The sequence below is a fragment of the Rhizobium anhuiense bv. trifolii genome (assembly GCF_024346605.1).
In the GTDB taxonomy this organism is placed as follows: Bacteria; Pseudomonadota; Alphaproteobacteria; order Rhizobiales; family Rhizobiaceae; genus Rhizobium; species Rhizobium anhuiense.
Genome location: NZ_CP098803.1, coordinates 3,554,232 through 3,574,359 on the forward strand (window position 1 = coordinate 3,554,232; position 20,128 = coordinate 3,574,359).

Sequence of the window (20,128 nt, forward strand, 5' to 3'; positions counted from 1 at the left end):
GGCCGGCAACGAGGACGCGGATCGGTTTTACGGTCACTTGACGGCTCCTGACGTGATGCCGCGGATCAGCTGCCGCGAGAAGATGACGTAGAGGACGAGGATCGGCAGGATCGCCAGCGACAGCGCCGCCAGCACCGCATTCCAGTTGGTGACGAACTGGCCGATGAAGATCTGCGAGCCGAGCGTCACCGTCTTGGTGGCCTCCGACGGCGCCAGGATCAGCGGGAACCAGAGGTCGTTCCAGATCGGGATCATCGTGAAGACGGCGACCGTCGCCATGGCCGGGCGCACCAGCGGCAGCACCAGCCGGAAGAAGATCGCATATTCGGAAAGCCCATCGATGCGCCCGGCATTCTTGAGGTCATCCGAAACCGTGCGCATGAATTCCGACAGGATGAAAATCGCCAGCGGTATGCCCTGCGCGGTATAGACGAGGATCAGCGCCGTCAGCGTGTTGACGAGGCCGGCCGCCACCATGCCCTGCAGGATCGCCACCGTGCCGAGACGGATCGGGATCATGATGCCGATCGCCATATAGAGCCCGAGCAGCGTATTGCCGCGGAAACGATATTCCGACAGGGCGAAGGCCGCCATGGCGCCGAAGAGCAGCACCAGCAGGATCGAGACGATCGTGACGATGAAGCTGTTCTGGAAATAGGTGGCGAAATCGCCCTGCCCCAGCACCGTCTGATAGCCGACAAGGCTGAAGGTCGACGGCGTCGGGATCATCAGCGGCTCGCGGAAGATCGAAGCGCGATCCTTGAACGAGTTGACGATGGTCAGAAACACCGGAAACAACGCGACCAGCGTATAGGCGCTCAGCGCCAGATGCACGAGGCCGGTGCGGATGGGAGATGTGCGTGCCTTGGACATGCGCGCTCCTCAGAACTGGTAGCGACGCATGCGCCGCTGGATGACGAAGAGATAAAGCGAGACGCCGGCGAGAATGATGAGGAACATCACCGTAGCGATCGTCGCGCCCATCGAGCGGTCGCCGAGCTGAAGCTGGAAACCGAAAAAGGTGCGGTAGAGCAAGGTGCCGAGAATGTCGGTCGACATGTCGGGCCCGGCGAGCGCCCCCTGCACGGTGTAGATCAGATCGAAGGCGTTGAAATTGCCGACGAAGGTCAGGATCGAGATGATGCCGATCGCCGGTAGGATGAGCGGCAGCTTGATCTTCCAGAATTGCGCCCAGCCGGTAATGCCGTCGCATTCGGCCGCCTCGATCACCTCTTCAGGGATGCTGAGAAGCGCGGCATAGATCAGCATCATCGGAATGCCGATATATTGCCAGTTCGAGATCAGCGACACCGCGATCAGCGCTGGGCCGGACTGGCCGAGCCAAGGCGCGAACAGGAATTTCAAGCCGATGAGATCGAGCATCCAGGGCGCCACGCCCCAGATCGGCGAAAGGATGAGCTTCCAGATGAAACCGACGATGACGAAGGACAAGAGCGTCGGCAGGAACATCGCCGTGCGGTAGAAGGCAACGCCGCGCAGTTTCGGCACCGAAAGCAGGGCGGCAAGCGCCACGCCGATCGGGTTCTGCACGCACATGTGGATGGCAAAGAAGATCAGGTTATTGACAAGGGCATTCCAGAAATCGCGCGCCCAGCGCGCATCGCCGAACAGCACCTTGAAATTCGCCAGTCCGACGAAGGCCGGCTGCCCGTCGACCGTATTGTAGAGCGACAGCCGGAGGGTTTCGATGAGCGGCAGCACCATGACGGCGGAATAGACGATCAGGGCCGGCAGCATGAAGACGAAAATGTGCCAGCGCACCGGGCGCTTGAGCGGGACGATATCCGCCGCGTTGTTGCTTTCGCTCATGGCTTTTGCCTGTTCTTGTCGACTGGCCGCAAGGGCAGCACAGGTGGAAAACGTTGCGCCTCACCCGAACTCTCCACCACCTGGGAAGAAAGGAACGCCCTGCTGGGATGCTATGTCGGGCTGGGAGGTCGCTGCGAATCTCCTTCTCCCCGCACGCGGGGAGAAGGTGGCCGGCAGGCTGGATGAGGGGCAGCAAACGCCGCCCCTGATCACATCACTTGGCCGGCTTGTACCAGCTGTCGAGGCCCTTCTGGAGCTTTTCGGCAGCAACCGCCGGCGTATCCGTGCCGTTGATGACGTTGGCCGATTCGACCCAGGTCTCGTTTTCGAGGTTCGGCGTGCCGCGCGACAGGATCTGATAGGTCGAGCGCACCGTCGACTTGTACGGGCCGCGCCAGGAAACGAATTCCTGAGCGAGCGGATCGGACATCTTGACCGGGTTGGAGTTCAGGCTGAAGAAGCCCGGCAGCGCGTTGGCGTAGATATCGGCGAACTCAGGCGAAGCGACCCAAGTGAGGAACTTCTTGGCTTCCTCAGCATGCGCGCTCTTCGCGTTCAGGCCGACCGCAATGTCAGGATGGTCGGAGATGTAGCCAGTGTCGCCAGCCTTTGGAACCGGCGGCGGGAAGGCGCCCATCTTGAACTGTGCCTGGCTGTTGAACAGCGCGATTTCCCACGAGCCGGCCGGGTAGATCGCTGCACGGCCGAGCGTGAAGAGGTTCTGGCTGTCGGAGTAGGTCTGAGCTTCGAAGCCGTCGCCGAGATAGGGCTTCCACTTGGCAAGCTCTTCATAGGGCTTGACCCAGTCAGCGTCGGTCAGCTTCTGCTTGCCGGCGATCAGGGCGGCGCGGCCGTCCTCACCCTTCCAGTAGTTCGGGCCGATGTTCTGGTAGCCCATGGTGGCGGCTTCCCAGAGGTCCTTCGTGCCCATGGCGAGCGGGATGTAGGTGCCGTCGGCCTTGATCTTGTCGAGCGCTGCGTAGAACTCGTCCTGCGTCTTCGGCACCGAGATGCCGAGCTTGTCGAAGGCATCCTTGTTGTAGATGAAGCCGTGGATGACCGAAGCCATCGGCACGCAGAAGGTCGACTTGCCGTCGTCGGTCGTCCAGGCGGCCTTTGCGACCGGCGAGAAGTTCTCCATACCCGGCAGATCATTCAGGCTCGTCAAGTTGCCGCTCTTGAACAGGGCCAGCGACTTGTCGAAGGGACGGCAGGTGATGATGTCGCCGGCGCTGCCGGCATCGATCTTGGCAGACGTTGCAGCATCGTATTCGGTCGGTGCTGTCGGCGAGAAGACGAGTTTGATTCCCGGGTTCTTGGCTTCGAAGGCCGGGATGATCTTCTCCTGCCAGATCTGCAGGTCGTCATTGCGCCAGCTTTCGATCGTCAGCGTGACGTCGGCGGCATGGACGAGGCCTGCTGACGTCAGCAGGCTGGATGCAAGCAGGAAGCTTTTCAGAGCAGTGTTTTTCATTTCCCTCTCCTGTTTAAGCGCCGCGAGGCGCTGTTTTCGATCTGAAACAAGCAATTGGCGTGCATGAGGCAACACCCAACGCCCCTTGGAGGACCGCCAGCAATGCCGGTCCCGAAAGCTCGACGGACACGAAGGCGGATCGCCTGCGGCCGGACTGCGCACCTTCCCAGCGACTACACCGGGGCGGCGAAATGATGGGGAAAGCCGATGAATGCCGAATTCGCCACAAGCCCGATAGGCCAGTGGGTCGTCATCTCGATCACCTTCGTAGCGGTTCCGGCTTGGCTTAACTGCCGGTTTTCGCGGGCTTCGAAGTGCTGTTCCCTTTTGCGGAATTAATGCCAAAAAAATACCAATTGTCCAGCCGAATTTAACTTTTCGGCCTGAGAAAATTCGTTAAAAAATTAAATCCAGTAAAATCAATGAGATAAAAAGATTGATTTTCTCCCTCATTCCCACTTGGTAAATGGTATTTTTTTGGTATTGTATTAAAAAACATAGGGAACGGTATATTCGGAGGCCCGATGACGGAGCTTGCAATCGGCATAGACGGCGGCGGAACGAGCTGCCGGGCCGCAGTCGCGGACGGAAACGGCAATGTCATCGGCCGCGGCAAATCAGGCCCTGCCAACATTCTGTCGGATCTCGAAAACTCTCTTCTCAATATCGTCGAATCCGCCCGGCAGGCGCTGTGCGATGCCGGGCTTGCTGCTGAAACCATCTCGTCCGTCGCAGCCGTCGTCGGCGTCGCCGGTGCCAATGTCGGGGATTACGGCGGGCGAATCGAAAAGGCCCTGCCATTTGCCGAAGGCCGCGTCGTCACCGATGCGCTGATTGCCCTTCAGGGCGCACTCGGCGATGCCGACGGTATCGTTGGCGCCTTCGGCACCGGCTCGGTCTATAATGCCCGTAGGGATGGCCGGCTGAACGGCATCGGCGGCTGGGGTTTCGTCGTTGGGGACCAGGCAAGCGGCGCCCGCCTCGGCCGCGACCTGATGGAACGATCGCTGCTCGCCCATGACGGGGTGCGGCCGGCATCGCCGATCACCGAAGCGGTCATGGCCGAATACGGCAACGATCCCGAGCGCATCGTCGAATTCGCGCATTCGGCAAGACCGAAGGACTTTGCCCGCTACGCACCTGTTGTCTTCGAACATGCGGCCAAGGGCGATACTGTTGCGGTTGGCATCGTCACCGATGCCGCGACCGCGATCGGCGAAAGCCTCGAGGCGCTGCTCTGGCCCGAATGCCCGTCGATCTGCCTGCTCGGCGGCCTTGCCGAAGCCTATGAACCCTGGCTTGCCGAACGTTACAGGCTGCTGCTCGCCAAACCGAAGGGCGATGCCCTGCAGGGCGCGGCGGGACTTGCGGTGAAGCTCCTGAACAACAGGCAGAGAGGTGCGGCATGAGCGACGACCTCGCTACCATCCTATCCCTGGAGCGCCTGCAGGCTGCCGGTACCGGCCCGCTCTACGTCAAGCTGCGCCGCATGCTCGAAGAGGCCGTGCGCACCGGCACGCTCGGCCACGGCGATGCGCTGCCGCCGGAACGCGACATCGCCGAATTCGCCGCCGTCAGCCGCGTCACCGTCCGCAAGGCGATCGACGAATTGGTCGCCGACGGCCTGCTGGTGCGCCGCCACGGCTCGGGCACCTTCGTCGCCAAGCCGGTCTCCAAGGTCGAGCAACGCCTGTCGCAGTTGACCTCCTTCACCGAGGATATGGCGCGCCGCGGCATGTCCTCCCGCTCCGAATGGCTGCACAAGGGCATCCACACCCCCTCGCCCGACGAGATGATGATTCTCGGCCTCGGCACCGACGTCAAGGTTTCGCGCCTCTCCCGCCTGCGCATCGCCGACGACCAGCCGCTGGCGATCGAGAATGCCAGCGTTTCCGGCGAGTTCCTGCCCGATCCCTCGGCCGTCACCAATTCGCTCTATGCTGAACTCGAACGCCTCCAGGTCCGCCCGGTACGCGCGGTGCAGCGCATCTCGGCAACCAATATGAAGGAAGCCGACGCCCAGCTTCTCGGCGTCTCGGTCGGTGCGGCCGGCCTGTCGATCGAGCGCATCTCCTATCTTGGCTCCGGCCGCGCCGTGGAATTCACCCGCTCGCTCTATCGCGGCGACGCCTATGATTTCGTCGCGGAGCTGACGATCGCGGTGACTTGAACCGCAAGGCCGACATCATCGGCTCAAAAGAAAAATCTTCTTGATTTTCAAAAGCATGGAGCCGGAAAGTGATTCACTTCCGGCTCCCTCCTTTCTTGAATTATTTTATCAGCGGAAGACGCCAAACGGCTGGTTACGCCGCGTCGTCGATCTCCTCATCCGCCTTGCGCGGCACGTAGTTCAGCACCGGTCCGAGCCAGCGCTCGACTTCGGAAACCTCCATGCCCTTGCGCCTGGCATAATCTTCCACCTGATCGCGCTCGATTTTGGCGACACCGAAATAATAGGAGTCAGGGTGGCCGATATAGAGGCCGGAGACCGAGGAACCCGGCCACATCGCATAACTTTCCGTCAGCTTCACGCCGGCCGCTTTTTCAGCGTCGAGCAGCTTGAAGAGCGTTGCCTTTTCGGTGTGGTCAGGCTGGGCGGGATAACCGGGCGCGGGGCGGATGCCGGCATAAGCTTCGGTGATGAGATCCTCTTTGCTGAGCGTCTCGTTCTTGGCATAGCCCCAATATTCTCGACGCACCTGCTCATGCATACGCTCGGCAAAAGCTTCGGCGAAACGGTCGGCCAGCGCCTTGACCAGGATCGAAGAATAATCATCGTTCGCCCGTTCGAAACGCTCGGCAATGGCGATTTCCTCAATACCGGCCGTCACCACGAAGCCGCCGACATAATCCTGAACCCCGCTTGTGACAGGCGCGACGAAGTCGGAGAGCGCCACGTTTGGCCGCCCGTCCCGCTTCGAAAGCTGCTGGCGCAGGGTATAGAAGGTCTCAAGCTCCTGCGTCCTGCTCTCGTCGGTGAACAACCGGATATCGTCGCCGACGGCGCCGGCCGGCCAGAAGCCGATGACGGCGCGCGGGCGGAACCACTTCTCGTCGATGATCTTCTTGAGCATGGCTTGCGCATCGGTCCAGAGCGCGCGCGCTGCCTCGCCCTGCTTCTCGTCTTCGAGAATGGCGGGGTAACGGCCGCGCAGTTCCCAGGTCTGGAAGAACGGCGTCCAGTCGATATATTTGGCAAGTTCGGCCAGATCGTAATCCTCGAACACCCGCGTGCCGAAGAATTGCGGCTTCACCGGCTGGTAGGCAGACCAGTCGATCTTGTGAGCATTCTCGCGAGCCCGGGGCAACGGCAGGCGCACCTTCTCGGCCTCGCTGCGCGCATGGGCGGCCGCCACCTTGGCATATTCGGCTCTTATATCGTCGACATAGCCCTGGCGGGTCTCCGGCGAGAGCAGCGCCGAGACGACGCCAACAGCGCGGCTGGCATCGGTCACATAGATCGTCTGCCCGTTGTTGTAGCCGGGATGAATCTTCACGGCCGTATGCACGCGGCTGGTCGTCGCCCCGCCGATCAAGAGCGGGATCTTGAAACCCTGCCGCTCCATCTCGGCCGCAACGTGCACCATCTCGTCGAGCGACGGCGTGATCAGGCCCGAAAGGCCGATGACGTCGACCTTCTCGGCGATCGCCGTTTCGAGGATCTTCGTCGCCGGCACCATGACGCCGAGGTCGACGATCTCGTAATTGTTGCAGGCCAGCACGACGCCGACGATGTTCTTGCCGATATCGTGCACGTCGCCCTTGACCGTCGCCATCAGGATCTTGCCGGCCGACTGGCGCTCTTCGCCGCCGTTGAGGCGCTTTTCCTCTTCCATGTAGGGCAGCAGCACGGCGACCGCCTGCTTCATGACACGCGCCGACTTGACCACCTGCGGCAGGAACATCTTGCCCGAACCGAAGAGATCGCCGACGACGTTCATGCCGGCCATCAGCGGGCCCTCGATGACATGCAGCGGCCGGGCGGCCTGCTGGCGCGCCTCCTCGGTATCGGCCTCGATATATTCGGTAATGCCGTTGACCAGCGCATGTTCGAGACGCTTCTCGACACTCCATTCGCGCCAGGAGAGATCCTGGACCCGGCCTTCCCGGGCGCCGGCGCCGCGGAAGCGCTCGGCCACTTCGAGCAGCCGTTCGGTGCCGTCGGGGCGGCGGTTCAGCACCACGTCCTCGCAGGCCTCGCGCAGCTCGGGATCGATGTTGTCGTAGACCGCCAGCTGGCCGGCATTGACGATGCCCATGTCCATGCCCGCCTGGATGGCGTGGTAGAGGAACACGGCGTGCATCGCCTCGCGCACCGGCTCGTTGCCGCGGAACGAGAAGGACAGGTTCGAAACGCCGCCGGAAATATGCACCAGCGGCATGCGCTCACGGATCGTCCGCGTCGCCTCGATGAAATCGACGCCGTAATTATTGTGCTCTTCGATGCCGGTCGCGACCGCGAAAATGTTCGGATCGAAGATGATATCCTCGGGCGGGAAGCCGATCTTCTCGGTCAGCAGCTTGTAGGCGCGCGTGCAGATTTCCACCTTGCGCTCATAGCTGTCGGCCTGTCCGGTCTCGTCGAAGGCCATGACGACGACGGCCGCGCCGTAATTGTGCAACAGCCGCGCCTGGGCGAGGAAATTCTCCTCGCCTTCCTTCAGCGAGATCGAGTTGACGATCGGCTTGCCCTGGACGCGCTTCAGGCCGGATTCGATGATCGAGAACTTCGACGAATCGATCATCACGGGCACGCGGGCGATGTCAGGCTCGGCGGCGATCAGGTTGAGGAACTCGACCATCGCCTTTTCGGAATCGATCAGGCCCTCGTCCATGTTGATGTCGATCACCTGCGCGCCGTTCTCGACCTGGTCGCGGGCGACGTCGAGCGCTGCCGTATAATCGGCATTGGTGATCAGCTTGCGGAACTTCGCCGAGCCGGTGACGTTGGTACGCTCGCCGACATTGACGAAGGGAATGTCCTTGGTCAGCTCGAAAGGTTCGAGGCCTGACAGCGACATGAAGGGACGATGCTCGGGGATCGGCCGCGGCTTGTACTTGGCGACGGTCTCGGCGATCGCCCTGATATGTTCCGGCGTCGAACCGCAGCAGCCACCGACGATATTGACGAGGCCTTCGCGGGCGAAGCTGTCGATCTGCGCGGCCATCAGCTCCGGCGTTTCGTCATACTGGCCGAATTCGTTCGGCAGGCCGGCATTCGGATAGGCGCAGATGAAGGTGTCGGCGACGCCCGAAAGTTCCTGCAGATGCGGGCGCATGGCGTTGGCGCCGAGCGCGCAGTTGAGACCGATCGTAAAGGGATTGGCATGGCGCACCGAGTTCCAGAAGGCCGACGGCGTCTGGCCGGACAGGGTGCGGCCGGACAGATCGGTAATCGTGCCGGAGATCATCACCGGCAGGCGCACGCCCTTGGCCGCGAAGCGCTCCTCGCAGGCGAAGATCGCCGCCTTGGCGTTCAGCGTGTCGAAGATCGTCTCGATGAGGATGATGTCGGCGCCGCCGTCGATCAAGCCGTCGATCTGCTCGCCATAGGCGGAACGCAGATCGTCGAAGGTGACGGCGCGAAAGCCGGGATTGTTGACGTCGGGCGAGATCGAGGCGGTGCGGTTGGTCGGGCCGATGGCGCCGGCGACGAAGCGGCGGCGGCCGTCCTCGCGTTCAGCGCGCTGTGCCGCCCGGCGCACGATCTCGGCACCTTCCTTGTTGAGGTCGTAGACCGCACCTTCCATCTCGTAATCGGCCTGCGCGATGCGGGTCGAGGAGAAGGTGTTGGTCTCGAGAATGTCGGCGCCGGCCTTGGCATATTTGTAATGGATCTCTTCGATCGCGTCCGGCTGGGTCAGGATCAGAAGGTCGTTATTGCCCTTCTGGTGACAGGCGCAGCCGATGAAGCGTGTCCCGCGGAACTGGTCTTCGTCATAGCCGAGCCCCTGGATCTGTGTGCCCATGGCTCCGTCGAGGACAAGGATGCGCTCGCTCGCGGCTTGTTTCAAAGCCGCGAAAACTTCACTGCCGTCACGCTTGCCCGTTTCCGGACCAAAGAGATTGTCAAACACGGGAGGGCTCCTTGACGTCATAAGACTAGACTTCCAAATCACATAAAGATATCTTTATGTCAATATATGCCTATCGATTTCGTGCTTTGCAAGGCTACAGCACCGCGCGCCTTTTTCAGACGCGCAAAGGACGGCCGATGCGATAGACCGATGACAGGCTTGCTCGACCTCTATATAGGCGTTTGCAACGCTTGTGCACGAAATCGGAGGAGCATCATGGCACCCGCAACCGGCAACGCCGTGCTTGGAAACTGGACGACCCGCGCCTATCATCGAGACTGGCTGCTCAACCAGGCGAACGGCCTCTTCGATTTCTTCCAGCACAATTCGGTCAACCCCAAGGGCGGCTTCTACGATCTCGACGACCAAGGCAGGCCTCTCGACGCCGAGGGCCAGGTTCGCGGCATCCATATTGCCGCGCGCGCCGTGCATTGCTTCTCGATCGGCGCCCTGCTCGGCCGTCCGGGCGCTGCCGACGTCGCCGACCACGGCATGAACTATATCTGGAACCATCATCGCGACCGGAAAAACGGCGGCTATTTCTGGTCGCTTAACAATGACGGTCCGGTCGATTCCAACAAGCAGGGCTATGGCCATGCTTTCGTGCTGCTGGCCGCCTCCTCCGCAAAGACCATCGGCCATCCGCTTGCCGACGGCATGCTCAATGATATCACCGAGATCCTCAACACGAAGTTCTGGGAAGCCAAGCACGGCGCGATCGCCGAGGAATTCACCGCCGACTGGCAGCCGCTCGACGGCGGCGCCTATCGCGGCCAGAACTCCAACATGCACCTGACCGAAGCGCTGATGGCGGCCTTCGAAGCGACCGGCGACAGGCAATATCTGACCAAGGCCGAAAGCATCGCCGACCTCGTCATCCGCCGCGCGGCCGGTTCGGTCGACTGGCGCGTCGCCGAGCATTTCGACGCCGAATGGAAGCTCGACAAGACCTATTATCATCCGAACGAAATGTTCCGCCCGGGCGGCACGACGCCCGGCCATTGGCTGGAATGGGCTCGACTGATCCTGCAGCTCTGGGCGCTCGGCGGCAAACGCATCGAATGGATGCCGGATGCGGCCAAGGCGCTGTTTGACCAATCCATGGCGCTCGGCTGGGACAACGACAAGGGCGGCTTCTTCTATACGCTCGACTGGGACGACAAGCCCGCCAAGCGCAACAAGCTCTGGTGGCCGGCCTGCGAAGGTGCGGCTGCCGCCCATTTCCTCAACGAACATCTGCCGAGCGATTTCCACGAGGAGAGCTACCGCAAGATCTGGAACGTGATCGAGCGCGCCTTCATCGACCACAAGAACGGCGGCTGGCATGAGGAACTGACGGAAGATCTCGTGCCCTCGCACTCGCTCTTCCCCGGCAAGGGCGATATCTACCACGCGCTGCAGGCCTGCCTCATCCCGCTCTTCCCGGCAACCGGCAGCCTGACGAAGGGCATCGCCGAGGCCAACGGCAAGCTCTGAGCTTCAGTAACCCGGCGCCGGCAGTTCGGCGCTCGGGTTGCGCTGGAACCATTCGACATCCTCGTTGACGCGGTCGAGATCGTCCTGCACGTCGCGCTGGTCGCGGCGGATGTCGTGCATGTCGTCTTCCAGATCCTCGATCCGCCGGCGCAGTTCCGAGCGGTCGCCATCCTTGGCGTCCTTCAGTTTGTCGGAAAGCTCGTCAATGCTCATCTCCTTGGAGCTATAGTCGTTCTGCATCGAGTTGAGGCGTTCCTGCAGCCCGTGCTGCTTGCTGCCGAGGTTGAAGCCGCGCAGGAACCCCGGCGCGGCTTCCGGTGGGCAGACATTGGCATAGCCGCTGCCCGCCTGGCCGCGTGAAAGCCCGCTGAGCGGCGTGCAGTAGCGCACCAGGCCCGCTTGATAGCCCTGGAACCAGATCGACTGATCGGGGATGATCTTGACCCGTTCGCAGGATTTCGCATGGGCGGCGAAACGCTGCTGCGGCTCGTAGCCCGCCGCCCCGTCACTCTCACCGATCACCCGCCAGTCGGCGGCGACGCATTCCTCCTTGGACAGCGTGTTGCAGGAGGCAAGGAAAAGGCCGAAGCCGACAATGGCGGCAAGCGCAAGAAACAAGCGGATCATGGCGTCCCGGGGTAAAATAGGAGTGCGATGCCGCAGCTTAGCCGCAGGATAGGGCCGCGTCACCGGAGCGGCGACACGATTTTGCAGTTTTCATGGCTTTTTTCTGTCAAAATTACGGCGGGAAAGGCCGCATCAGAGCGGCGGGTCGAGCCGCAGCGTATCCAGATCCTTCGCCAGCATCAGCGCCAGTGCCTCGACCGCGAGATTGTGGTCGTCGCGCTGCGGCAGGCCGGAGACAGTGACGGCGCCGATGCAACCGGTGCCCTTGACGTTGATCGGAAAACTGCCGCCATGCGGCGCATAGTCGGCGCCATCAAGCCCATTGTCTTCGACCGTCTTGCCGTCCTTCTGCAACTTCAGGCCGGAGGCATAGCTGCTGCGGAAATAGCGCAACACCATGTTGCGCTTGCGGCGGACCCAATTGACGTTATCGGGCGTCACGCCAGGGAGTGCCGCGTAAAACACCGGCATCGAATGCAAGGTCACATCGATCGCGATGCCGAGGCCGCGCTCGGTGGCGAGTTCCTGCAGGAGCTTGCCGAGCTGCCATGCCGTCGTCAGGTCGAAAGCGTCGAAGCTCAGCGCTTTCTCCTGCTCCGCGATCCGGCTGAGATCGTTCTCGATTGTCATGGGTAAGCGCTCCTCTGCCGCGATAATCCGTGCAGACCATTCGCGCGGGAGCCGAAAAAGTAAAGCAAAACTTGGGCCTATGGCCTATCGCACCCGTCAGAGCTTCGGCGTCAGCATCTCGAAACGGTCGCGGATGGTGGCGCAGGTATCGCCGCCGAGCCTTGCAATCGCATCGACCGCTGCCGGATCGACATGCAGCCTTTGCGGATCGACGACCCCGTCGCGGTAATGCGCATAGACGATCTCACCCATGACGATCTGCCGCGAGCGGCCGAGTTCCAGCGTCACATGCCGCCGGCATTCGAAGGCGGCCGGCGCCTCGGCGATGAAGGGCGAAGCGACCTTCTCGCCCGGCATCGCCGTCAGCCCCGCCTGCTTCAGCTCGTCGACGCCGCGCGGATATTTGGCGCCGCAGACATGCATCGCCTCGGCGATGGCGAAGGAGACGATATTGACCGTGAACACCTCGGTCATGCGGATATTGTGGCCCGTGTCCTTGAACGACATGTCGGCATTGTTCTCGACCCCGATCGCAAGGATCGGCGGATCGGCAGAAAGGCAGTTGAAGAAGCTGAAGGGCGCGGCGTTGATCCGGCCGTCCTCATCCACCGTCGTCACCAGCGCGATCGGCCGCGGGATGATCGTGCCGATCATCAGCTTGTAGCGTTCGCGCTCGCTGAGCTGTTTGAAATCGAAGGAAACGGACATGGCTCAGCCGGCTTTCCGGACTGGCGCAAAACCGCTCATCGCCCCGCTGAAGGGTTTCGGCAGCGGCGAGGCATAGGAGCCGCGCTTGCTGGTGGAAAGCCCGAGCGACACCAGCGCCTCGGCCTGCTTGACGGCGGCCGCAACGCCGTCGACGACCGGCACGCCGTAGATCTCCTGCAGCTCGCGCGCCAGATCGGTCATGCCGGCGCAGCCGAGCACGATCGCCTCGGCGCCGTCCTCTGAAAGCGCCCGCTCGATCTCGGCCCTGAGCTTGCCGATTGCGCCCGAGGCCGCATCTTCCAGCTCCAGCACCGGGATGTCGGAGGCCCGCACCTTGGCGCGCTCGCCCATGCCGTAGCGGCGCACGAGATTGTCGATCAGCACCCGCGAGCGCTCCAGCGTCGTCACCACGGTGAAGCGCTGCGCCAGGAATCCTGCCGTCACCACGGCGGATTCGCAAAGCCCGAGGATCGGCACATCGGCAAAGCTCCGTGCCGCTTCGAGCCCGGTATCGTCGAAGCAGGCGATCACAGCCGCGTCATAGCCGACCGCCTGCCGCTCCTGGAGTTCAGAGAGCAGACCGGGGATCGCCAGCGCGCCGTCGTAATGTCCCTCGATGGAAACCGGCCCCATGCGCGACGTCGCGGCGATGATCTCCGTGCCGGAGGCTGCCACCGCACGCGCGGCGGTCGCGGCCTTCTCGGTCATGGAGGCCGTTGTGTTCGGATTGACGATGAGGATGCGCATATCAGTTTATCTTTGCCTGCCGCCGGCTGAGCATCATCATGATGCCGAGGGCGATGAGAATGATGGTGAAGGAAAACAGCGTCGTCACCGTGCCGAGCGCATAGAGCACCGGCGTCGTGACGTTGGTCGTCATGCCGTAGATTTCGAGCGGCAAGGTGTTGTAGCTGCCTGAGGTCATCAGCGTGCGGGCAAATTCGTCATAGGAGAGCGTGAAGCCGAACAAGCCGACGCCGATCAGGCTTGGCGCGATCATCGGCAGCACGACATGGCGGAACGTCTGCCAGGAGCTGGCGCCGAGATCGCGCGCCGCCTCTTCGTAAGCCGGCGAGAAACGGTTGAAGACGGCAAACATGATCAGCACGCCGAAGGGCAGCGTCCAGGTGAGATGCGCGCCGAAGGCCGATGAATACCAGGCGGGCTTCAGCCCTCCCTGCTGGAAGACCACGCCGATGCCGAGCGAGATGATGATCGACGGCACGACGAGGCTTGCGACCGTGGCGTAAAACAGCGCGGTCGAACCGCGGAAGCGGCGGCGGAAGGCAAGCCCGGCAAGCAGCGACACGACGACCGTCACCGCCATCACCATCAGCCCGAGGGTGAAGGAACGGCGGAACGAGGCGCCGAAATCGCCGACCGCCTGCTTCTCGAACAGGTTGAAGAACCAATGGGTGGAAACGCCGTTCATCGGGAAGGTCAGGCCGCCGTCCGGTCCCTGGAAGGAGAGGATCAGGATCGCCGAAAGCGGGCCGTAGAGAAACAGTACGAAGATGATGAAGAAGATCGCCAGCAGATAGAATTGCAGGCCGCGTTTTTCGTGGTTCATCTCAAAGCTCCTTGCGGATGTCGACGACGCGCAGGATGGCCGCGACCATCAGGAGCACGACGGCGAGCAGCACCACGGCATTGGCGGCCGCTGCCGGATATTGCAGCAGCGACATCTGGTTCTTCATCATCAGCGCCACCGAGGCGCTCTGGCCGCCGGACATCACCTGCACCGTCGAAAAGTCGGCCATGACGAGCGTCACGACGAAGATCGTGCCGATCGCCATGCCGGGCTTGGCGAGCGGAATGACGACGTTCCATAATATCTGCCAGCCCGACGCACCGGCATCGCGCGCCGCCTCGAACAGCGACCGGTCGATGCGCATCAGCGTGTTGAAGATCGGCGTCACCATGAACAGCGTATAGAGATGCACCATGGCGAGCACGACGGCGAAATCGGAATAGAGCAGCCATTCGATCGGCTGCGGAATGATGCCCATTTTGATCAGCGCCGAATTGACCAGGCCGTTGCGCCCGAGCACCGGGATCCACGAGATCATCCGGATGATGTTCGACGTCATGAACGGCACGGTGCAGACGAGGAAGAGGATCATCTGCGTTGAGGTCTTGCGGATGTGGAAGGCCAGGAAATATGCGACCCAGAAGCCGATGACGAGCGTCAGCGACCAGACGATCGCGGTGAATTTCAACGTGTTGAGATAGGTCTTCCACGTCACCCACGAACCGAGCGTGTCGGTATAGTTCATGGTGAGGAAATCGGGGTAGAGACCGGCGAAATCGTAGTCCCAGAAGCTGACGACCGCGATCATGGCGATCGGCAGCAGGAAGAAGAAGCCGAGAATGGCGAACAGCGGCGTCGCCTGGAGATAGGATATCGCCGATGGGGAGAGCCTCAGTCCACGCCCGCCGCGCGCGCCCTGGCCGTCCTCCTCCGTTTCCGCTGCGATGGTCGCCATATCCGGTTCTCCGTTCTGATTACGTCAAGTGGAACGAAGGTGCGTGCCGCCCCCTCCATCCGCCTGCCGGCACCTTCTCCCCGCTGGGGAGAAGAGAATCGCGGCGGCGTCCGGGCCACCGGCTTTCCGACAGGGAGGGCTCAAAAAAGACCCCTCCCCAACCCTCCCCACAAGGGGGAGGGAGTTCTCTGCCGCACCGCCTCCGGACTCCCTCGCCCTTGTGGCGAGGGTTGGGGAGGGGAAAACGGCAATCGCATTACGCAGCGATGAACTCGTTCCAGCGGCGGACCATGTAGCGGTCCTCGTCCATGACGGAGTTCCAGCAGGCGACCGCGCCCATGCGGGCTTCGAAGGCTCCGCCGTCGCGAACGGCGCCGGCCTTTTCCATGACCTTGCCTTCAGGCGACAGGATATCGCCCTGTGCCGGCTTGCCCTCGATCCAGTAGCCCCATTCGTCGGCTGTCATGAAGTTCTTGGCCGTTTCCATGCAGGCGGAATAGTAGCCCTGGCGGTTGAGGTAGCCGCCGACCCAGCCCGACGTGTACCAGTTGATATATTCGTAAGCCGCATCGAGCTGCGCGCCCTTGAGGTGCGAGGCAAGGCCGAGGCCGCCGCCCCATGCGCGGTAGCCTTCCTTGAGCGGCTGATACTTGCAGGCGATACCCTTGGAGCGGACGGCGGCGACGGCCGGCGACCACATGGACTGGATGACCACTTCACCCGATGCCATCAGGTTGACCGATTCGTCGAAGCTCTTCCAGAAGGCGCGGAACTGGCCGTCGCCCTTAGCCTTGATGAGGAATTCGATCGTCTTGTCGATCTCTTCCTTGGTCATGTTGCCCTTGTCGGCATACTTGATGTTGCCCATAGCCTCCATGATCATCGCAGCATCCATGATGCCGATCGACGGGATGTTGAGGATCGAAGTCTTGCCCTTGAACTTCGGATCCATGATGTCGGCCCAGCTCGAAATATCGCGGCCGACGAGATCGGGGCGGATGCCGAGCGTATCGGCATTGTAGATGGTCGGAACCATCGTCATCCACTGCGTCGGTTCCTTGGCAAAGGTCTTGGCGCCCGGAGCCTCGACGAAGCCGACCGTGTGCGGCGCCGTGCCCTGGGCGATGACGCTTTCCGGCTTCAGCTTGCCGTTGATGAACAGCGGCACGATCTTGTCGTAATATTTCAGCTTCTTGACGTCCATCGGCTGCAGGACGCCTGTCGGGAACACCTTCTTGGCGATCCAGTATTCGATATCGGCAATGTCGTAGCTGTCGGGCTGGGTGACGGCGCGCTGGGCGGCGGCGTCGGAATCGGTCGCCGTCATCTCCAGCGTGATGCCGAGATCGGCTTTGCACTTCTCGGCGATGGCGTTGATGTTGGAAACACCGGTGCCGAACTGGCGAAGCGTGATGTTCGTCTGCGCCCAGATTGTCGGAAAGCCGGTGATAGCGCCGGAGCCGGCGATGGCGCCGACGGCGGCAGCGCCGGTCTTCAGCAGTGTGCGGCGGGACAGACCCTTCTCCGCCTTGGTCGATGTCGTTTCAGTCGTCATGTCAGTTCCCCTTTTCTTGATATGGAAGGTTCATGGTTCTTGATGGTGATGGCTCACGCCGAGGAGCGGCCGAGAAGCACGGCATCCTCGAGCGCCCAGCTGAGCGCGACGGTGTCGCCGACGGCGACCGGCCGGGCGAAATAGTCGCCGTCGTCTGATATGACGGTGAAATCGTCGCTGCCGGCGCCGATAACGGTGATCTTCACGGAAGAGCCGCGATATTCGATGTTGGAGACGATGCCGTTGAAGCCGAGCGTCCATTCGGTCGCCACCTGCAGGCGCACGCGATCGGTGCGGATGCCGATATCGACGCGCTCGCCGACCTCCCTGCCCGTCCCGCGCACGGAAAAGCTCTGCCCCTCCGGCACCGTCATGACCAGCACCCCGTTTTCGCTCGATGTCACCTGGCCGGACAGCACATTGTGATCGCCCATGAAGCGCGCGACGAAGGCCGTCGCCGGCCGTTCGAAGACCTCGCGGGGTGCTGCGGCCTGCTCGATCCGGCCGTCATTCATGATGACGATGACATCGGCGAGCGCCATCGCCTCTTCCTGGCTGTGGGTGACGTGCACGAAGGTGATGCCGAGCGACTTCTGCAGCTTCTTCAGTTCGGCGCGCATGCGGATCTTCAGGAACGGATCGAGCGCCGACAACGGCTCATCGAGCAGCAGCGCTTCCGGATCGGTAATCAGCGCGCGCGCCAGCGCCACGCGCTGTTGCTGGCCGCCGGAAAGCTGGGCCGGACGCCTGCTGGCATAGGCCTCCATCTGCATCAGTTTGAGCATCTCGCGCGCCTTCGCCCGCCGCTCCTGCTTGTCGACGCCTTTCATCTTCAGGCTGAAGGCGACGTTGTCGATCAGGTCGAGATGCGGGAACAGCGCGTAGGACTGGAACATCATCGCCGTGCCACGCCTGGCCGGCGGAAAGTCGGTGACGACGACATTGCCGAGCCGAATATCGCCCGACGAAATGCTCTCGTGGCCGGCGATCATGCGCAGCGTCGAGGTCTTGCCGCAGCCCGACGGGCCGAGGAAGCAGCAATAGGAGCCGGCCGGAATTTTCAGGCTGATCGCATGGACGGCCGTCGTCGCGCCATAGACCTTCGAAACGGATACTATATCGATCTCTGCCGCTTTCGACATCATGCCTTCCCCTGTTCGAAAAAGACGATGCATCTGCCGTGCCAAATGCAGTTTTCTGCATCAAACCGTTGCGAAATAAGGATTTTATATCAACAGAAGTTTCAAGGGCGAATTATAGGCAGAACCGCATCTGCTCACGATTTAGGCTATCGTGCGCGATTTGTGCAAAAGATCGTATACAATTTCAGCGTCACTTCGGGCACAAATTCTATTTAACTTTTGCCGCGAACACGGATATGGTTTGCCGACCATCAGGAAATCGATTTCATGAAATCCGCTGCCAAGGCTCAGCAGGCCGACGACTCCGCCGAGACCGGCGCGCAACAGATCCGCGATGCCATTCGCGAAGCGATCGTCGAGCGCAGGCTCTCGCCCGGTACCAAGCTTTCGGAAAGCGATGTCGGCAATCTCTTCAATGTCAGCCGCACGCTTGCCCGCGCCGCCCTGCAGGCACTCTCCTATGAAGGCCTCGTCAGCGTCGAGAAGAACCGCGGCGCTTTCGTCGCTTATCCCTCGCCGGATGAGGCGCGCCAGATCTTTTCCGCCCGCCGGCTCGTCGAACCCGGCATATTGCGCGAGGCAGCCGCCCGGATCACGCCGGATGACATCGCCCATCTGAGACAGCTGCTGCTGGAAGAAGGCCGCCTGATGAGCGAGCGCGGCCAGACGGCGCGCCGAGCCGAGATCAAGGCATCGGGCGATTTTCACCTGACGCTGGCGGCGATATCCGGCAATGCGATCATGCAGCGCTTCATGGAGGAACTCGTTGCCCGCTCATCCCTCGTCATTGCGCTCTATGGCCAGTCGACCGCATCGAGCTGCGGCCACTCCGAACATGGCGACATCATTTCGGCGATCGAAGTCAAGGAACTCGACCGCGCCTGCCAGCTGATGCTGCATCATATCGCCCATATCGAGGCCGACCTCGATCTGCGCGAACGCAAGAGCCTCGGCCTCAAGGAAGCCTTCGAGCTCTGAACACGCAAAGGGGGAGCGCAGCTTTCGCCACCCCCGCTTTCGTTTCAGACCGAAGGCTGAAGCCTTACCAGGGTGTCTCCTTCGGCAGCGTCTCGAAGGCCGCGAAAATTTCCTCCGCGGTTTGCGGCTCGCTCGACCGCAGTCGGACGGTTCCGTCGCGCCCAATCAGGATCAGGCCGAACTCACCGGCCGGCGGTCCCTGCAGCCGCGCGCGAATATCGTCGGCATCGAGCTCCCAGTCATCATCGAACAGCGCGAACGCGCCGCCGCCGGCAATGGTGAATACCTCGACGTCTTCCTCGATGAGGCGCATTTGCGCCTTGCGCAGCCATTCGTCCTGAATGATTGGACGGTCGTCTTGCGCGTCGGCGAAGATGATCAATACCCGCTTCCTGTCGCGAAACTGCTCCAGCGATTGCGGAAGCTCCGGCTCATGCCTGGATGCGCCGATGATTTCATGAACGATGGATTTCAGCATGATGCTCGTTCCTCGGCCGTCATCACTACAGAATTGCGCGTACAGAATTGCGCGTCCGAAGACGCGAGGCGCCGTAGTGGCGGGCTGTGCGGACTAAACGACTGGGGATGAGCGAGGTTCCGCCGAAAAGCGGAAAAGGATCGCAGCCATGGCCGCGATCCTCGTCCTGTCAGTCGCGGCTCTGGTCTTCGGCCGCGTGGGCCGAAACGGCGACGAGATCCGCCGTGCCGTTGGCGAGAAGGCGCTTGCGCACCAGCACGCGCATGACGCGTGCCGCCGTCGAGAAGGTCATCTGGTCGAGCGGGCCTTCGCCCTCCCACGGCTTGGTCAGCCGTTCGGTGACGGCGCCGACGATATTCATCGGCACGATGTCGGTGCATTCGCGCATGGCTTCGAAAACGAAGCTGATGGGGATGATCCGTCCTTCGTGGGTCACGATCGGCTCGGTCAATTCGCTATCCCATTCCTCGAAGGCATAGAGCGCTTCGCGGAACAATTGCTGGAGGGTAAACGGCGCGTGGCCGTTATGAAGTGGCGGCAGTGCATTCATCATGTCTGTCTCCTCTTGTTGGATTGAAGCCAAGTCCTCCGGTATCGGTCGGCATCAACGCGGGAACGGAAAATATTGCCCCTGCGGACCGAATAACACGATTGATTCTATAGAGTA

18 protein-coding genes are annotated in these 20,128 nt (G+C 61.9%); 4 read left to right on the forward strand and 14 right to left on the reverse strand.

Annotated features, from left to right (window positions below):
- Window positions 1-33: 33 nt before the first annotated feature.
- From NE851_RS26265 to NE851_RS26275, 3 genes are all read right to left on the reverse strand, one after another.
- Window positions 34-873: a carbohydrate ABC transporter permease gene (locus tag NE851_RS26265; RefSeq protein ID WP_028755805.1), complete on the reverse strand. Its 840-nt coding sequence runs from the start codon at window positions 871-873 to the stop codon at window positions 34-36.
- A 9-nt stretch (window positions 874-882) separates the two neighbouring features.
- Window positions 883-1,830, reverse strand: a complete 948-nt coding sequence (locus tag NE851_RS26270) for a carbohydrate ABC transporter permease (RefSeq protein ID WP_254958773.1) — start codon at window positions 1,828-1,830, stop codon at window positions 883-885.
- A gap of 214 nt (window positions 1,831-2,044) precedes the next feature.
- Entirely contained in the window at window positions 2,045-3,304 is a 1,260-nt protein-coding gene (locus NE851_RS26275) for an ABC transporter substrate-binding protein (protein ID WP_047611009.1), read from the reverse strand.
- 524 nt (window positions 3,305-3,828) lie between these two features.
- Here NE851_RS26275 and NE851_RS26280 point away from each other — a divergent pair.
- Both NE851_RS26280 and NE851_RS26285 read left to right on the forward strand, forming a co-directional pair.
- Window positions 3,829-4,713, forward strand: coding sequence for a glucosamine kinase nucleotide-binding domain-containing protein (locus NE851_RS26280; RefSeq protein ID WP_254958776.1), 885 nt, complete (start codon window positions 3,829-3,831; stop codon window positions 4,711-4,713).
- On the forward strand, window positions 4,710-5,474 hold the full coding sequence (locus NE851_RS26285; protein WP_011652849.1) for a GntR family transcriptional regulator: 765 nt from the start codon (window positions 4,710-4,712) through the stop codon (window positions 5,472-5,474). Before NE851_RS26280 ends, NE851_RS26285 begins: the two co-directional genes overlap by 4 nt.
- Before the next feature lie 133 nt (window positions 5,475-5,607).
- Here NE851_RS26285 and metH read toward each other — a convergent pair whose 3' ends face one another.
- On the reverse strand, window positions 5,608-9,381 hold the full coding sequence (gene metH / locus NE851_RS26290; RefSeq protein ID WP_097542126.1) for a methionine synthase: 3,774 nt from the start codon (window positions 9,379-9,381) through the stop codon (window positions 5,608-5,610).
- 216 nt (window positions 9,382-9,597) lie between these two features.
- Between metH and NE851_RS26295 the strand changes: the two genes are divergently transcribed.
- Window positions 9,598-10,857 (forward strand): AGE family epimerase/isomerase, encoded by a 1,260-nt coding sequence (locus tag NE851_RS26295; RefSeq protein ID WP_254958793.1) that lies wholly within the window; start codon window positions 9,598-9,600, stop codon window positions 10,855-10,857.
- A gap of 3 nt (window positions 10,858-10,860) precedes the next feature.
- Here the strand turns inward: NE851_RS26295 and NE851_RS26300 are convergent, their stop codons facing one another.
- The 8 genes from NE851_RS26300 to NE851_RS26335 all read right to left on the reverse strand — a co-directional run bounded on the left by NE851_RS26300 (window position 10,861) and on the right by NE851_RS26335 (window position 18,005).
- Complete coding sequence (locus NE851_RS26300; RefSeq protein WP_127430206.1) at window positions 10,861-11,484, reverse strand: DUF2799 domain-containing protein; 624 nt, start codon at window positions 11,482-11,484, stop codon at window positions 10,861-10,863.
- 132 nt (window positions 11,485-11,616) lie between these two features.
- On the reverse strand, window positions 11,617-12,114 hold the full coding sequence (locus tag NE851_RS26305) for a heme-degrading domain-containing protein (RefSeq protein WP_254958795.1): 498 nt from the start codon (window positions 12,112-12,114) through the stop codon (window positions 11,617-11,619).
- 96 nt (window positions 12,115-12,210) lie between these two features.
- On the reverse strand, window positions 12,211-12,822 hold the full coding sequence (locus NE851_RS26310) for a flavin reductase family protein (RefSeq protein WP_028756353.1): 612 nt from the start codon (window positions 12,820-12,822) through the stop codon (window positions 12,211-12,213).
- A gap of 3 nt (window positions 12,823-12,825) precedes the next feature.
- Window positions 12,826-13,569 carry an aspartate/glutamate racemase family protein gene (locus NE851_RS26315; protein ID WP_028756354.1) on the reverse strand — a complete coding sequence of 248 codons (744 nt, stop codon included), beginning with the start codon at window positions 13,567-13,569 and terminating at the stop codon, window positions 12,826-12,828.
- A 1-nt stretch (window position 13,570) separates the two neighbouring features.
- Window positions 13,571-14,392, reverse strand: a complete 822-nt coding sequence (locus NE851_RS26320; protein WP_047611022.1) for an ABC transporter permease — start codon at window positions 14,390-14,392, stop codon at window positions 13,571-13,573.
- Window position 14,393: 1 nt separating this feature from the next.
- Entirely contained in the window at window positions 14,394-15,308 is a 915-nt protein-coding gene (locus tag NE851_RS26325) for an ABC transporter permease (protein ID WP_028756356.1), read from the reverse strand.
- 256 nt (window positions 15,309-15,564) lie between these two features.
- Window positions 15,565-16,863, reverse strand: a complete 1,299-nt coding sequence (locus NE851_RS26330) for an ABC transporter substrate-binding protein (protein WP_047611023.1) — start codon at window positions 16,861-16,863, stop codon at window positions 15,565-15,567.
- Between the two features lie 53 nt (window positions 16,864-16,916).
- Window positions 16,917-18,005 carry an ABC transporter ATP-binding protein gene (locus NE851_RS26335; RefSeq protein WP_028756346.1) on the reverse strand — a complete coding sequence of 363 codons (1,089 nt, stop codon included), beginning with the start codon at window positions 18,003-18,005 and terminating at the stop codon, window positions 16,917-16,919.
- A gap of 267 nt (window positions 18,006-18,272) precedes the next feature.
- On the opposite strand from NE851_RS26335, the gene NE851_RS26340 reads away from it, so the two are divergent.
- The gene (locus tag NE851_RS26340; protein ID WP_047611771.1) at window positions 18,273-18,983 is read left to right on the forward strand and encodes a GntR family transcriptional regulator; all 711 of its coding nucleotides are present in this window, start codon (window positions 18,273-18,275) and stop codon (window positions 18,981-18,983) included.
- 64 nt (window positions 18,984-19,047) lie between these two features.
- Here the strand turns inward: NE851_RS26340 and NE851_RS26345 are convergent, their stop codons facing one another.
- On the reverse strand, window positions 19,048-19,461 hold the full coding sequence (locus tag NE851_RS26345) for a DUF4174 domain-containing protein (RefSeq protein WP_028756344.1): 414 nt from the start codon (window positions 19,459-19,461) through the stop codon (window positions 19,048-19,050).
- Between the two features lie 169 nt (window positions 19,462-19,630).
- Entirely contained in the window at window positions 19,631-20,014 is a 384-nt protein-coding gene (locus NE851_RS26350; RefSeq protein WP_028756343.1) for a BRA0787 family protein, read from the reverse strand.
- Window positions 20,015-20,128: the final 114 nt, after the last annotated feature.